At 67.7% G+C, this 13,334-nt stretch carries 20 protein-coding genes and 1 tRNA gene; 14 read left to right on the top strand and 7 right to left on the bottom strand.

Annotated elements, in window-relative coordinates:
- Positions 1-133 precede the first annotated feature (133 nt).
- From BMW85_RS13615 to BMW85_RS13605, 3 genes are read left to right on the top strand one after another with little or no spacing between them, the layout of a single operon-like run.
- Positions 134-487 (top strand): hypothetical protein, encoded by a 354-nt coding sequence (locus BMW85_RS13615; protein WP_091081244.1) that lies wholly within the window; start codon positions 134-136, stop codon positions 485-487.
- A complete protein-coding gene (locus tag BMW85_RS13610; RefSeq protein WP_342743405.1) occupies positions 471-971 on the top strand; it encodes a GntR family transcriptional regulator in 501 nt (166 codons plus the stop codon). Before BMW85_RS13615 ends, BMW85_RS13610 begins: the two co-directional genes overlap by 17 nt.
- Positions 972-1,018: 47 nt before the next feature.
- Entirely contained in the window at positions 1,019-1,585 is a 567-nt protein-coding gene (locus tag BMW85_RS13605; protein ID WP_245774779.1) for an HD domain-containing protein, read from the top strand.
- On the opposite strand, the gene BMW85_RS13600 is transcribed toward BMW85_RS13605, so the two are convergent.
- Both BMW85_RS13600 and BMW85_RS13595 read right to left on the bottom strand, forming a co-directional pair.
- Entirely contained in the window at positions 1,553-2,029 is a 477-nt protein-coding gene (locus BMW85_RS13600; protein ID WP_091081242.1) for an NUDIX hydrolase, read from the bottom strand. The genes BMW85_RS13605 and BMW85_RS13600 overlap by 33 nt on opposite strands.
- A 2-nt stretch (positions 2,030-2,031) precedes the next feature.
- Entirely contained in the window at positions 2,032-2,772 is a 741-nt protein-coding gene (locus tag BMW85_RS13595) for a DUF5919 domain-containing protein (protein WP_091081241.1), read from the bottom strand.
- 153 nt (positions 2,773-2,925) lie between these two features.
- Between BMW85_RS13595 and BMW85_RS13590 the strand changes: the two genes are divergently transcribed.
- Positions 2,926-3,129 carry a hypothetical protein gene (locus BMW85_RS13590; protein WP_091081239.1) on the top strand — a complete coding sequence of 68 codons (204 nt, stop codon included), beginning with the start codon at positions 2,926-2,928 and terminating at the stop codon, positions 3,127-3,129.
- Positions 3,126-3,317 carry a hypothetical protein gene (locus BMW85_RS13585; RefSeq protein ID WP_091081238.1) on the top strand — a complete coding sequence of 64 codons (192 nt, stop codon included), beginning with the start codon at positions 3,126-3,128 and terminating at the stop codon, positions 3,315-3,317. Before BMW85_RS13590 ends, BMW85_RS13585 begins: the two co-directional genes overlap by 4 nt.
- Here the strand turns inward: BMW85_RS13585 and BMW85_RS13580 are convergent.
- A complete protein-coding gene (locus BMW85_RS13580) occupies positions 3,277-3,636 on the bottom strand; it encodes a winged helix-turn-helix domain-containing protein (protein ID WP_091081236.1) in 360 nt (119 codons plus the stop codon). The genes BMW85_RS13585 and BMW85_RS13580 overlap by 41 nt on opposite strands.
- 110 nt (positions 3,637-3,746) lie before the next feature.
- Here BMW85_RS13580 and BMW85_RS13575 point away from each other — a divergent pair, with 110 nt between their 5' ends.
- The 9 genes from BMW85_RS13575 to BMW85_RS48380 all read left to right on the top strand — a co-directional run bounded on the left by BMW85_RS13575 (position 3,747) and on the right by BMW85_RS48380 (position 10,626).
- Entirely contained in the window at positions 3,747-4,076 is a 330-nt protein-coding gene (locus BMW85_RS13575) for an SCO3933 family regulatory protein (RefSeq protein ID WP_043627586.1), read from the top strand.
- Positions 4,069-5,388: an FtsK/SpoIIIE domain-containing protein gene (locus BMW85_RS13570; protein WP_091081234.1), complete on the top strand. Its 1,320-nt coding sequence runs from the start codon at positions 4,069-4,071 to the stop codon at positions 5,386-5,388. The genes BMW85_RS13575 and BMW85_RS13570 overlap by 8 nt, the downstream gene beginning before the upstream one ends.
- Positions 5,389-5,403: 15 nt before the next feature.
- Entirely contained in the window at positions 5,404-6,009 is a 606-nt protein-coding gene (locus BMW85_RS13565) for a DUF2637 domain-containing protein (protein ID WP_091081233.1), read from the top strand.
- Between the two features lie 15 nt (positions 6,010-6,024).
- Entirely contained in the window at positions 6,025-6,366 is a 342-nt protein-coding gene (locus BMW85_RS13560) for a hypothetical protein (RefSeq protein ID WP_091081231.1), read from the top strand.
- Positions 6,367-6,381: 15 nt separating this feature from the next.
- Complete coding sequence (locus BMW85_RS49535; RefSeq protein WP_177240663.1) at positions 6,382-6,543, top strand: hypothetical protein; 162 nt, start codon at positions 6,382-6,384, stop codon at positions 6,541-6,543.
- A 248-nt stretch (positions 6,544-6,791) separates the two neighbouring features.
- Positions 6,792-8,144, top strand: a complete 1,353-nt coding sequence (locus BMW85_RS13555) for a replication initiator (protein ID WP_091081890.1) — start codon at positions 6,792-6,794, stop codon at positions 8,142-8,144.
- Positions 8,141-8,326, top strand: a complete 186-nt coding sequence (locus tag BMW85_RS13550; protein WP_091081229.1) for a helix-turn-helix domain-containing protein — start codon at positions 8,141-8,143, stop codon at positions 8,324-8,326. The genes BMW85_RS13555 and BMW85_RS13550 overlap by 4 nt, the downstream gene beginning before the upstream one ends.
- The gene (locus BMW85_RS13545) at positions 8,323-9,534 is read left to right on the top strand and encodes a site-specific integrase (RefSeq protein ID WP_245774778.1); all 1,212 of its coding nucleotides are present in this window, start codon (positions 8,323-8,325) and stop codon (positions 9,532-9,534) included. Before BMW85_RS13550 ends, BMW85_RS13545 begins: the two co-directional genes overlap by 4 nt.
- A gap of 543 nt (positions 9,535-10,077) precedes the next feature.
- Positions 10,078-10,626, top strand: coding sequence for a hypothetical protein (locus BMW85_RS48380; RefSeq protein WP_143082263.1), 549 nt, complete (start codon positions 10,078-10,080; stop codon positions 10,624-10,626).
- A gap of 78 nt (positions 10,627-10,704) precedes the next feature.
- On the opposite strand, the gene BMW85_RS13535 is transcribed toward BMW85_RS48380, so the two are convergent.
- The 4 genes from BMW85_RS13535 to BMW85_RS13520 all read right to left on the bottom strand — a co-directional run bounded on the left by BMW85_RS13535 (position 10,705) and on the right by BMW85_RS13520 (position 13,323).
- Positions 10,705-10,778, bottom strand: a tRNA-Thr gene (locus BMW85_RS13535).
- An 89-nt stretch (positions 10,779-10,867) separates the two neighbouring features.
- The gene (locus BMW85_RS13530) at positions 10,868-11,707 is read right to left on the bottom strand and encodes a PSP1 domain-containing protein (protein ID WP_425434331.1); all 840 of its coding nucleotides are present in this window, start codon (positions 11,705-11,707) and stop codon (positions 10,868-10,870) included.
- 93 nt (positions 11,708-11,800) lie between these two features.
- Positions 11,801-12,853 carry a permease-like cell division protein FtsX gene (locus BMW85_RS13525; protein ID WP_143082262.1) on the bottom strand — a complete coding sequence of 351 codons (1,053 nt, stop codon included), beginning with the start codon at positions 12,851-12,853 and terminating at the stop codon, positions 11,801-11,803.
- Positions 12,850-13,323: a sigma-70 family RNA polymerase sigma factor gene (locus tag BMW85_RS13520; RefSeq protein ID WP_245774777.1), complete on the bottom strand. Its 474-nt coding sequence runs from the start codon at positions 13,321-13,323 to the stop codon at positions 12,850-12,852. Before BMW85_RS13520 ends, BMW85_RS13525 begins: the two co-directional genes overlap by 4 nt.
- Between the last annotated feature and the right edge of the window lie 11 nt (positions 13,324-13,334).

Genomic DNA, 13,334 nt, shown 5'->3' with positions numbered 1-13,334 from the left:
CTCGCAGTACGACCCTGTGCTGCGACGTTAGCATCAGACGTCCCTAAACGTCCCCTAGTTGCGGTGTTCCTGCCCTGGGGCGCGGAGCCAAGCTCGACCCACGGAACCGCACCGGACATCAGGGAGGGCAAGGGTGCGCAAGAGTCAGAGCATCGAGGAGCAGCAGCGGGCGTACGCGGAGAGGCTGTTGCTCGCGCTGAGCGAGCAGCTCGGCGAGCGGGGCGTCACGCGGGTGTTCGTCGTCACGCAGGAGGGGCGGCCGGCACTGGATGTGACCGACTGCCGGGGGCGGATGCGGCGGGTGTTCGTGCATCTGCCGTTCTGCTGGTTCTACTGGGGGGATCAGCAGGACGAGCGGGTGTCGTTCCTGCAGATGGCCACTGCGGTGGATCGGATCGAGGAGGCCGCTCAGGCAGGGTGGGCGGAGGGTGAGCAGGGGGACCTGCGCGTTGAGCTGCACAAGCTGCTCGATGCTTACCGCGGCTGAGCCGATGGCTTCGAGGGGGTGGCTGACCGGGGGGCGGGTTTACGTTCAGATCGCTGATCGGGTGCGTGAGCGGATCCGGTCGGGTGAGTTCGCCCCTGGTCAGGCGCTGCCCTCTGAGGCGGAGCTGTGCCGGGAGTTTGGGGTGGCGCGGAACACTGTGCGGCGGGGGCTGGCGGTCCTGGAGGAGGAGGGGTTGCTGGTTACCGTTCCGTCCAAGGGACGCAGGGTGGCTGCGGAGGGCACGCCGACCTCGTATCGGTATGAGGTGATCGCGGCGTGGTTGCGGGAGGCGATCAAGGCCGGTGACCTTCCTCCGGGTGCTCAGGTACCGAGTGAGGCCGTGTTGCGGCGGCGGTTCACGGCGTCGCGGACCACGGTGCGTCAGGCTCTTGCCGTGCTGGAGCGGGAAGGGCTGGTGGCGGCGGCGCATGGGCGGGGGCGGTTCGTCCTGATATGGGACAGGGAGACGTCTCAGGACGTCTAGCCTTCTCGCGGTGATTCGGGCCGTATTTGGTGCCTATCGTGGGCCGCGTGGGACATAGCGAATGGGCATACGGCCTGGCCAAGGACCTGTTGGAGACGACGCTGCCTCGGCGGTGGGCGCACACCCAAGGCGTTGCGGAGCAGGCCGAGTCGCTGGCCGGGGTTCTCGGGGCGGAGACCGATACGTTGATCGCGGCGTGTCTGCTGCATGACATCGGCTACGCCCCGGACCTTGTCAACACCGGCATGCATCAGCTCGACGGGGCCCGCTACCTGCGGGACGTGGCCAAGGCGGATGAGCAGCTGTGCCGGTTGGTGGCGTATCACTCGTGTGCGGACAACGAGGCTCGGCAGCGGGATCTGCTGGATGTGCTGGTGAAGGAGTTCGAGCAGGAGCGGGTGGATCTGTCGCGGGCGTTGACGTACTGCGACATGACGACCGGGCCGGATGGCCGGCACCTGGACGTGCTCGATCGGCTGGCCGAGATCCACTCGCGGTACGGGCCGGAGCATGTGGTGAGCCGGTCGATCACGGATGCCACGCCGTGCATCGTGTCGTCGGTGCGGTCGGTGGAGGCGGCGCTAGCCGATGTACGGCAGGCCGACGCCGGCTAGGTAGTGCTCGATCCGCATCCGCATCGATCGGTCCATCGGCAACGACAGGACCCCGTCACGGGGTACCCACCGGACTTCACGGGACTCGTCGCTCGGAGTCGGCTCGCCTGCCACAACGCGGCCGGTCAGGACGATGGAGAACTCTTGGCGGGCCTCGCCGTTGCTGGTGTAGAGGATCACATGGCGGGGGTCACTGTAGGTGCCGACCAGGCCGGTGATCTCACACGTGATGCCGGTCTCCTCGACCGTCTCGCGCACGGCCGCCGCAGGGATGGACTCGCCCAGATCGATCGCGCCGCCGGGTACGGCCCAGTTGTCGTTGTCCGTGCGGTGGATCATCAGCAGGTCGCCGGCGGCGTTGGTGACGATGACGTTGACGGACGGCACGAGGCTGTTGGGCTCGGGTGCGTCGGGGTCGTCGTAGTAGTCGATGCGCTTGGCCATGATCAGGACTCTACGGGGACGGCCCCGTCCCAGACCTTCTCGAAGCTCTCGCCGTACGTGGTAGCCATCTCCCCACCGGCGACCCTGCGCAGATGCAGGACGGGAGCGTTGGCGGCGCGGTTGCCGTACACGTGCATGTTGATCAGGAAGTCGCCGTCGGCGCGGTAGATCGAGTTGTACAGGATCGTCCGGTGCAGCCGTAGCTCGAAGTTGCTCAGCCTGAACAGCGGCCGATACAGCACCAGCGCGGTACGGATCTGCGCCGCCAGCCCGTCCCCCACGCCTTCGTCCGCTCCCCGCTGGGCGACCTCAGCGCAGTCGGGGTCGCCGAGCAGGATGCGCACCCGTACGCCGGCTCGCGCCTTGTCGCCGAGTTGGCGCACCATGGCGGCGTCGTCGGCGAGGAACAACCCGCTGTAGACGAGCACGCCGATTTCTTCGGACGCTCCGCTGAACAGACGTCCCCACGCGTCCCGGGGCACGGCCCATCGGTGCGGATAAACGGCGAGGACTTCGCTCTCGGACGCGGCCACGACCTGTTCGCGGGACAGGGCTTGCGGCCACAGGTACGTCTCGTCCACACCCAGGTACGAAGCTGTGGCAAACCGATGCTTACGGTACGGCTCGCGGCCCTTGGTGATCCACCGCTCGACGGTCTTGGGATCGACCTCGATCGCCTCGGCCAGATCCGCGACGCTCACGCCCTTCTGCAACAGCGCCGCGCGTAGCCGTTCGTTCGCCATCTCACCTGCTCCAAGGGGACGTCCCGGGACCTGGCCATCGTAGGCCGGACGTCTTGAACATGTCCCGTCGTGTAGTGATCTCGTCCTAACGCTGCGTCGCATCCTCGGTTGCACAACGCCACAACGGCACCGACCGAAGGAGGAGATGCACCTATGAACACTGAGATCACCATCCCGGGCGAGACGCCCGCCTGCGAGTGCGGCAACGCCCTCACCGACGGGCAGACCCGCTGCCGCAAGTGCCTGGCGCGGGCTCGCTGGGCGCGCAAGGAGCGGGCCAGGAGCCGCCGCAACCGCCGCTCGGAGACCCGCCGTCCCCCGCGCGGCCCGGCTCAGGCGGGGGTGGTGTGGGCATGACCACGATCCCGCTGATCATCGCCGGACTGCTCGGCGTCGCGCTCCTGGCCGGGTACGTCACCGTCCTGGTCGGCATCCGCCGCGAGGACAAGCGGCTCAGCCTGCGTCAGGCGCCGGCCGGGGCCTCGGCGTCGCTGGCGCGCAAGGTCACCGGCTGCTACGTCCGGAACGGCGTGTCGTGGACGTAGCCAACTGCTCCTCGACCTTCGCCAGCCGCCGCGACAGGTCCTCGACGGTGGCGCGCAGCTCGGCCAGCTCGTCACTACGGGCCGGCGGCTCCTCGGCATCGCGGACGAACACGCCCTTGCCCTGCTGCCCGATCACCAGCCCTTCGGTGCGCAGGACGCCGACGGCGAGCTTCACCACCGATAGGGACGCGTCGTACTGCTCGGCCAGCTTGGCCGTGGACGGCAGCGGAGTGCCGGGCGCAAGGGACCCGCCGCGGATCTGCGCGCGCAGGTCGTCGGCGATCTGGAGGTAGGCGGGCTGCCCGGTGTGTCTGACCATCGCCCATCTATCTCACCACGAATGTTCGACCTGGCCAACCGAGGGAACATTGACAACCGAGACAACTAGGTTAACTATGTTGCTCGCAACGAAAGAGGAGGTCACAGCCCATGCGTTCCGTCCCGATCCCTGTGGATGTCAGCAAGCTCGCCATCACCTGCGTCAAAGCCCCGCGTCCCCGGGTGCTCAACAAGGACACCGGCGAGATCAAGACCGACAAGAACGGCAACACCGTCTACGAGGTCACCGTCTCGGTCGAGGACGAGTTCGGCCGGATCGAACTCGTCAAGATCGGCATCACCGGCGAACCGCCCATCAGCGTCGGCGACCAGGTCAACGCCATCGGCCTGCTCGGCTACGTCTGGGAGATTGCTGGCCGATGGGGCATCGCCTACCGCGCGAACGCCCTGCTCCCCGTACGGGAGGCCGCCGATGCGTGACGCGCTGTACGTGCTCGCAGTCCTGGCCGCCGTCGCGGCCGGGCTGTGGGCCTGGCGCCGCTACCACCGCCCATCCTTCTGGCTCGTGTGCGGCTTCCCGCTGGTCGCCCTGACCGTCCGAGCCTCATGGCGGCGCGTGGCCCTCGGCTGCGGCCTGACCAAGAAGCGGCAGCGCTGGTGGTTCACCACCGTGCCCGGCGCGATCGCCTCCACCGGCATCGTCCGCGTACGCCGCAGGTGGCAACGCGTCGCCGTGGACACCAAACCGTTCATGTGGCTACCACTGCCCACCCGGCACGGCTGGCGCGTCACCCTCCACACCCTCGAAGGCCAGACACCCGGCGACTACGCCGACGCCGCCGAACGCCTCGCCCACTCCTGGGGCGTCCACGCCATCCGCGTCTCCTCACCCCGGCCCGGCCGCGTCATCCTCATGGCCACCATGCGCGACCCACTGGTCAAAGTGGACGACCTCCCGCCCTCACCCGAACTGCTCAAGGTGGTCGTGGGACGACTGGAGACCGGCAAACCGTGGACCATCGACTTCCGCACCGTGCCGCACTGGATCAACGCGGGAGCGACCCAGTCCGGCAAGTCCAACCTCGCCAACGCCCTGATCGTCGGCCTCGCACCACAACCCGTCGCCCTGGTCGGCTTCGACCTCAAAGGCGGAGTCGAGTTCACCCCGTACGCACCCCGCCTGTCAGCCCTGGCCACCTCACGCGCCGAATCGGTCGGCCTGCTCACCGAACTCGTCGGCCTGATGATCGACCGCATGGGCCTGTGCCGCCAGGCCGGCGCCCGCAACATCTGGCAACTCCCGCCCGCTCTGCGCCCCGTCCCGATCGTGGTCCTGGTGGACGAGCTGGCCGAGCTGTACCTGATGGCCGACAAGTCCGAGAAAGACGAGATCGCCAAAACCTCCACCGCCCTGCTGCGGGTCGCCCAGCTCGGCCGCGCCTTCGGCATCTACCTGTTCTGCTGCGGCCAAAGGATCGGCTCCGACCTCGGCCCCGGCGTCACCGCCCTGCGCGCCCAGTGCTCGGGCCGCATCTGCCACCGCGTCAACGACCCAGAGACCGCCACCATGACCCTCGGCGACCTCGACCCGGCCGCCCTGGTCTCGGCCCGCTCCATCGCCGCCGAGACACCCGGCGTCGCCATCGTCGCAGGCCAGGACGGCCAGTGGTACCGCGCCCGCTCCTTCTACGTCACCGAGCAAACGGCCGAACGCGCCGCCCGTACCCACGCCCACCTCACCCCGTCCTGGGACGAGATCACCACTCACCTACCTCAGCCCGTCAACGCCTGAACGAAGGGAGGAACGATGCGACGCTACGCCTGCCGACTGCTCGACACCGGCCCGGTTATGGTCCTGGCCGTCATCGCAGGTGCCGGATCGTTCACCCACATCCGCGACACCGCCAGCCAGCACGGCCAAACCGGCTGGATGTCCTGGGCCGTCGCCGTCTGCATCGACCTGACCTGCGTCATGGCCGCCCGCGAACGCCAACGCGACAAGAAGACCAGCCGAACCCGGCGCGGCCCGATCACCTGGCCCGTCCTCGTCCTGACCGGCGGCATCGCCCTATCGCTCGCCGCCAACCTCGCCCAAGCCGACCCAACCATCTGGGGCTGGATCACCGCCGCCACCCCAGCCGCCGCCTTCCTCATCGCCATCTCCATGCTGGAACGCCGCGCGGCCAACCCCACTCCCACCGCAGAGACCCCGGAACTCGTCCCGCAACAAACCCAAGCCGAGGACGAGCCAACCAAGGCCCTCGCGCCCGCACTCGTGGACTACGCCCGCCGCGTAGCCGACGACCACGAAGCCAAGCACGGCAAGCCCATCACCGATGACGCCCTACGCGCTCACCTGGGCGTCTCAAGTCAACTCGCCACCGACCTAATGCGCACCCTGCGCACCGCCTGAGAGGAGAACCCACCCATGAAGTACGACGACCGCACCGCCGTCATCAACGGCCTGCTCGACCTGGCCGCCTTCCTCGAAGCCCACCCCGACCTGCCCGTCCCGCCCTACATCACCGTCTACTACTTCCCCAACCAAGACAGCGACGCCGCCCAGAGCGCCGAGATCGACCAGATCGCCCCCGTCCTCGGCTCGGACATCAACCAGGAGAGCGCCTCGCGCGGCCACTACGCCACCTCACGCATGTTCGGCCCGATCGAGTACCGCGCCGTTGCCGTACTGGCCGCCGCCCGCGCCCGCCACGAAGCCGAAAGCAGCTACCACGGCTGCATCCAGCCCGACCCCGTACCCACCGCCTGACCAGGAGCACCGCTCATGCGCATCCGCATCGACGGCACCCGAGCCGAGATCATCGACGCCCTGTTCCGCCTACGCCTGCACTTCACCGTCATAGGCGTCTCCCGCGCCTACCCGGACCGCGCCCGCCCCCACCACTGGCGCATCTACCTCACCACCAGCAGAAAGCCACCCACATGACCGAGGAGGTAATCCACTACCGCTGCTGCACCTGCCACGGCACCGGAATCGACCCCGACAACGCCCGCTGCCACGACTGCGACGGCACCGGCATCGACAACCACGGCGCCTAAAAGCGCAGCGCCCCCGGCCTGGCCGCACATCCGCCAAGACGACTGCCAGGTCGAGGGCCATCCCCTCACCCGAACGAGCGAAAGGAGAACACCATCTTGCCCACAACCCACACCACCGCGCACGCCAAAGCAGGCATGATCGCCCGCCTCAACCACCCCGACTACGACCGCTGGGCAACCCAAATCCGCGCCACAGGCGACTGCCGCCAGCCCATCCACCTACGCGGCAAGATCGACCACTACGACAAAGCGACCGGCCAACTCCTGCACCGCTACACCACCAAACACGAACCCGACGGCGTCCTACGCGTCCCATGCAAGACCCGCCGCGCCTCCCGCTGCCCCACCTGCGCCGAGACCTACCGCGCCGACACCTACCACCTCATCCGCGCCGGCCTCGTCGGCGGCAAAGGCGTCCCCGAAACCGTCACAAGCCACCCGACCCTGTTCATCACCCTCACCGCACCTAGCTTCGGAGCCGTCCACACCCGCCACAAGAAGAACGGCAAGACCCAGCCCTGCCACCCCCGCCGCAACGCACCCACCTGCCCACACGGCCGCACCATGTCCTGCACAACCCGCCACAGCAAAGACGACCCCCGCCTCGGCGAACCACTCTGCCCCGACTGCTACGACTACACCGGCACCGTCCTGTTCAACGCCCTGGCCCCACTCCTATGGAAACGCTTCGCCGACTCCGTACGCCGCCACCTCGCCAAACAAGGCGGCCTCCTCCTCAAAGACTTCCGCCACCACCTCACCCTCTCCTTCGCCAAAGTCGCCGAATACCAACGGCGCGGCGTCGTTCACTTCCACGCCGTCATCCGCCTCGACGGCCCCAGCGGCCCCGAAGCCCCACCCCCGCCCTGGGCGACCGCCGACGCACTCACCCAAGCCATCCAACACGCAGCAAGAGCAGTAACGGCCAAAGCCCCGGCCCACGCCGACCAGCCCGAACGCATCCTGCGCTGGGGCGACCAACTCGACACCCGCCCCATCACCATGAACGGCGACCTCACCGACCAAGCCGTAGCCGGCTACATCGCCAAGTACGCCACCAAAGCCGCCGAATGCGTCGGCACCCTCGACCGCCGCATCAACCCACTGGACAACCTGGAGGCATACAACCTCCGCACCCACGCCCGCCGCCTCATCACCACCTGCCTAAACCTCGGCAAAGAGCCAGACCTAGCGGACCTCCGCCTCGCCGACTGGGCCCACATGCTCGGCTTCCGCGGCCACTTCTCCACCCGCTCCCGCCACTACTCCACCACCCTCGGCGACATCCGAGCCGACCGCGAACACCACGCACGAGCCGAAGACATCACCACCGGCCGCCTGCCCCTGTTCGACGAAGACGCCGTCCTCGTCATCAGCGAATGGCAGTACGCCGGCAAAGGCCACTCCGCCGGAGACGCCCTCCTCGCAGCCGCCATCACCGGCACTCCATCGCCGACGCCACAGCACTCCGCAGGGAGCCGCCCATGACCCGGCTCCTCCTCACCGTCCCAGAAGCCGCCGAAGCCCTAGCCATCTCCCGCAGCAAGCTCTACCAACTGCTCGCCACGGGCGCGGTCTCCTCCATCCGCATCGACGGCTCCCGCCGCATCCCTGTTGCTGCCCTCACCGACTACATCACCCACCTGACCAGGAAGGAGGTCGCTGTATGACCAAGACCCTCGTCGGCACTCCGGACGAGCAGCCGCGTAAGAAGAAGGCGCCCAAGCTGCGCGACGGCGTCATGAAGCGCGGCACCACCTGGTCGTACGTGATCAGGGTCCGTGACCCAGAAACCGGGGAGAGCAAGCCCAAGTGGGTTGGCGGCTTCGCCAGCGAGGATGACGCCAAGGCCGCCCGCGACGAAGCTCGTGTCAACGCCCGCCGTGGTGAGTACGTAGACCGCAACGAGATCACCGTCTCGGACTACCTCGACATGTGGATAGAAGATCACGCGATGGAGATCAAGCCCGGCACCCTGGAGGACTACCGCACCGGCCTCCGCCTCTACGTCAAGCCGTACATCGGCAAGATGCGTCTGCAAGCGGTACGCCCGTCCACGATCACCAAGCTCTACCGCGACCTTCTGGCCAAGGGCAGCAAGGACGGCAAGCCGCTCAAGGTCTCAACAGTCACCCACACCCATGCGATCCTCCGCCGCGCCTTCCGCGACGCCGTACTCGTCCACGAATTCATCAGCAGTTCCCCGGTAGAGAAGGCCAAGCGTCCAAGAGCGGACCTCGACGGCCCCGGCACGATTTGGACCGCCGCCCAACTCCGCACGTTCCTCACCCTGGCCCGTACACACCGGCTCCACGCCTTCTTCCACCTGGCCTCGTACACCGGTGCCCGTCGCGGTGAACTGCTCAACCTCCGCTGGCGGGACATCGACCTCGACGGCAAGCGCATCACCATCAAGGGTTCCGTGGGCGTGGTCGAGGGCCAGCGCGTCGAGGGCACCACGAAGAGCGGCAGGACACGCGTGGTGAGCATCGATGACACCACAGTGACCGTCCTCAGCGAACACCAGAAGGCGCAGGAAGCCGAGAAGGCCCGCGCCGGCGAGTCCTGGAAGGGCACCGACGACACCGTGTTCACGACGGCGTGGGGCGGCCCCATCTACCCCACCACCGTCACCGGCCTGCCCCGCAAGCTCATCGAGGCCCGCAACAAGACCGCCACCGACCCACTACCGGTGATCCGCCTGCACGACCTACGCCACGTCCACGCGACCTTGCTGCTCCTGGCCGGCGTCCCCGTCCACGTCGTCGCCGCCCGCCTCGGCCACGCCGACCCGGCGATCACCCTGCGCGTCTATGCCCACGTGATCCGGTCAGCGGAGACCGCCGCCGCTGACATTTTCGCCAAGACCATTGAGTAGCCGGGGTGACCATTCCTGACTAGCCGTATGGCGTGATCACGCCATACGGCTAGGCGCATTGATCGCGAAGTGTCAGTCCTTCATGCGATTCTCTACTCCCCTACGATCGTCGGAGACATTGCGATGCCAGCACCACTGGACCCGAAGGTTGCTGAGGCGCGGATACGCGCCAAGGGTTGGATCCCCACCGTCCCGTTCCCCGGAGCCGACAAGCCCTGGCCTGGTTACTGCGCCACATGCAAGAAGCCCGGTAAGCCGAAGTACGGGAATGTCTGCTCGCCCGGGTCCAAGCAGGGTCCTTGCCGCCCCTGTAGCGGCTCAGAGAAGAAGACGGAGGAGGAAGCCCGGGCGGTCATGGCAATACGCGGGCTGACGCCCAAGGTGCCGTACCCAGGCAACCGCGTCCCTTGGGAATCGACCTGCGGTAACTGCGGCGGTACGACGTCCCCCACGTTGAGCAGTGTTCGAAAGGCGATCAAGCAGGGCCAGCCCAAGTGTTGCGACACTTGCAGGCGGAACGGCCCGATCGGACCAGAACAAGCTGTGGACCTGCTCAGGCTCGCAGGAGCTGAGCCCCTTGTCCCGTATTCGAAGGTCAAAACTCCATGGCGAGCACGGTGTCTCAACGAGAACTGCCGGGCGGAGATCAAGCCGACATTAGACAACATCAAGCACGCCGGTACCGGCGCGTGTCTGAACTGTGGGGCTTTCGGGATCAAGGCAGACGATGACGCCCTGGTTTACCTCATGGTTCACCCGACCCTGGCTGCTGCGAAGATTGGCATAGCCAAGGTCGGCAGCAGACGCATCGCCTTGCACGAGAGCACAGGCTGGACCTTGCTCACTACGATCTTCATGTCAGGTCGGCAGGCCCGTGCCGTGGAGCGCCATGTCTTAAGCAACTGGTCGGCACTTGGGCTGCCCTACGGCGTTCACCCTTCGGCCATGCCGTACGCGGGATACACAGAGACCGTCAGCCTGGACGCCCGAAGGCTTGATGACGTCAGGGAAGATTTCGATCAAGCCCTCCGCGATCTCGCCCCCGAACGAGCCGCCAGAGCTAATCAGCCCAGCTCACTTGAAGTCACGTAGAAGTCCTCGCCACTTGCTGTTAGCAAGAGTGTTAGCAAAAGGCCCCTCGCGATCATCGCGAGGGGCCTTTGAGCTGGGAGCCGCCTTGGGGATTCGAACCCCAGACCCCTTCATTACGAGTGAAGTGCTCTGGCCGACTGAGCTAAGGCGGCGGGTGCCATGCAGCGTGAAAAGTCTACAGGAGCCCGGACAGTCCTCGCTCCCCCCACAACCACGCGCCTCCGGACAGAACACGCGCCCCCTACGAGGACGCGGGCCCGTCGCCGTACATCGCGTCGTGCTGCTTGCGCGGCGAGCAGACGCTGGCCTTCGAGCAGGAGCATCGCCGGCCTCCATCCGCCAGCCGGACGACCACCGAGTCGGACGGCACGTTGTGGCCCACCACCGTGCCGGCGCCTTCCGGGGTTTCCACGTTCGTTCCGACGCGCGGGGCGGAGGCGCGGAACTCCTGGTAGAGCGGGTGCTCGTACTTGAGGCAGCACATCAGACGGCCACAGGCGCCGGCGATGCGGAGCGGGTTGACCGGGAGGTCCTGGTCCTTGGCCATGCGTACGGAGACCGGCTCGAAGTCCTTCAGGAACGTGGCGCAGCACAGGTCGCGGCCGCAGGGGCCGATGCCGCCCTGGAGGCGGGCCTCGTCTCTGGGGCCGATCTGGCGGAGCTCGACCCGGGCGCGCAGGTTGCGGGCCAGGTCGCGGACCAGCGCGCGGAAGTCCACGCGGTGCGGGGCCGAGAAGTAGACGGTGTAGACGTTGTCCTGGTCGAGGTAGTCGATGCCGACCACTTTCATCGGCAGGGTGTGCCGCTTGATCAGGCGCTTGGACACGCTTCTCGCCTCGGCCCTGCGGCGCTTGTTGGTCTCGTCGCGGGTCAGGTGCTCCTCGCCGGCCAGGCCGGCGCAGACCGGCAGGCCGTCGATGTCCTCGCTGGTGTATTGGGGCGCCCAGACGCACTCCGCCACCTCAGGGCCAGAATCGGTAGGTACGAGCACCTTGTCGCCCACTTTGGGGCTGTGCCCTCCGGGGTCGAGGTAGTAGAGCCTCCCGTAGCGGGTGAAGCTCACGGCCATGATCATTCCCATGGGCTCGCGCTCGCCTCCTGACGCCTAGGTCGTTCCGGCCTTCCTGCCCACATTACGTGGGCAGGTGCGCCGAAAGTCAGGGGGCGGGAGTGATCAGCTGCCGGGCGAGCACACCTTGTCCTCCGGCGAGTGCACCCCGTAACGGCTGAGGGCGAGCATGGTGTCCTTCTGGCAGGGGACGTAGAAGACGCTGGCCACGCCGGGCTGGCGTCTCAGCGTGGCGACCGGCGCGGCCCAGTCGCTCCCCTGCTTGAGGACCACCCTGAAAGATTCCGGCATGTCCGACACCTTGGTGCTCTTCATCAAAGTCTTGTTCGAGACGAACGCGCGCTTGAAGTTGTCATACGCCGCCTGTTGGTCCTCGAACGTGTACGACTTCACCTCGGGCATGCCGTCGATCAGCTTCTTGAGGGCGTTCTTCTGGGCGCTCGTCGCCGCCTTGCCCTCCTTTACGACCATGGACCCGTCCGGTTTGCGCTCCCCGCCGCAGGACGGCAGCGGTGACCCCTTGCCGCACAGGAACACGTTGACCAGCATCTCCGAACGCGACTCCAGCACCTCCTCGGTCGCAGTGTTTTCGGTGACCCCACCGATCCCGGGCAGCGCGCGAAGGGATGTCTCCACCTCGCGATGGTTCGCCCCCTGCTTCAGGGTCAACCGGATCGACACCGGCAGGTCGGCGGCCTTGACCGCATCCAGCATCGGCAGGTTGTGCGCGAAATCAGCGCGGAAGTCGTCGTAGGCGCGCTGCTGATCCACTGTGTACGCCGCCTCGACCTGCGACAGCCCTCGCACAGCCCGCTCAACCGCGGACACCTGCGCGGCGGTGGCGTCGCGGCCTCCGCACCGAGGCTCCTTGACCACGAGAGCGCTGGTCGAGCACATGATGATGGTCATATCGGCCTTACCGGGCTCGATCCGCGCCTGCTCTGCGACCGCGATCTGATCGTCCCCCGAGCCCAGGGACAGTCCCACGGCCGTGGCCGCGACGCCGGCCGTCGCGGCAGCGCCCACCACCAGCAGCCGGGCGTCCATCCACGTGCGCCGCCGGGCGGGCGCGGGCAGGGGCCGGAGCGTCTCAGGGTCGATGGTCGCGCCCGCCTCCGCCAGGGCCGCCCGCAGTCGCTCTTCCACCGGGCTGTTCATGCGTCCTCCCCAAGTGCCCTGGCGAGGGCGGCCAACCCCCGCGCGATCGTGGACCTCACCGTGCTCGCGCCGACCCCCATGGTGTCGGCGATCTCCTGGTCGGCGAGGTCGAAGTAGTAGCGCAGGGTCAGCGCCTCACGCTGCCTGCGGGGGAGCTCGCGCAGGGCGAGCAGCACCTCGCGGCGCTCCTCACCCAGCAGCGCGGCGCTCTCCGCCGACCAGACCGGCGGCTCGTACGGCAACGCCCGCCGGAACACGGTCGCCCGCCGCCGCAGCACCGACCGGCATCCGTTGAGCACCGCCGACCGGACGTACGCCAGCGCCTTGTCGGCGTCGCGCAGCCGCCCCCGGCCGGCATGGGTGCGGGTGAACGCCTCCTGGACGACGTCCTCGGCCGTCGCCCGGTCGCCCACCATGATGAGGGCCAGCCGGACGAGACCCACGTGGTGCTCGGCGAAGATCGACGCCACGTCGACCCTCT

Origin of the sequence: Nonomuraea wenchangensis, assembly GCF_900111685.1 — a bacterium.
GTDB classification, from domain to species: Bacteria; Actinomycetota; Actinomycetes; order Streptosporangiales; family Streptosporangiaceae; genus Nonomuraea; species Nonomuraea wenchangensis.
The sequence above is the reverse complement of the archived record's forward strand: the minus strand, read 5'-3'. Positions and strand labels throughout refer to the sequence as shown.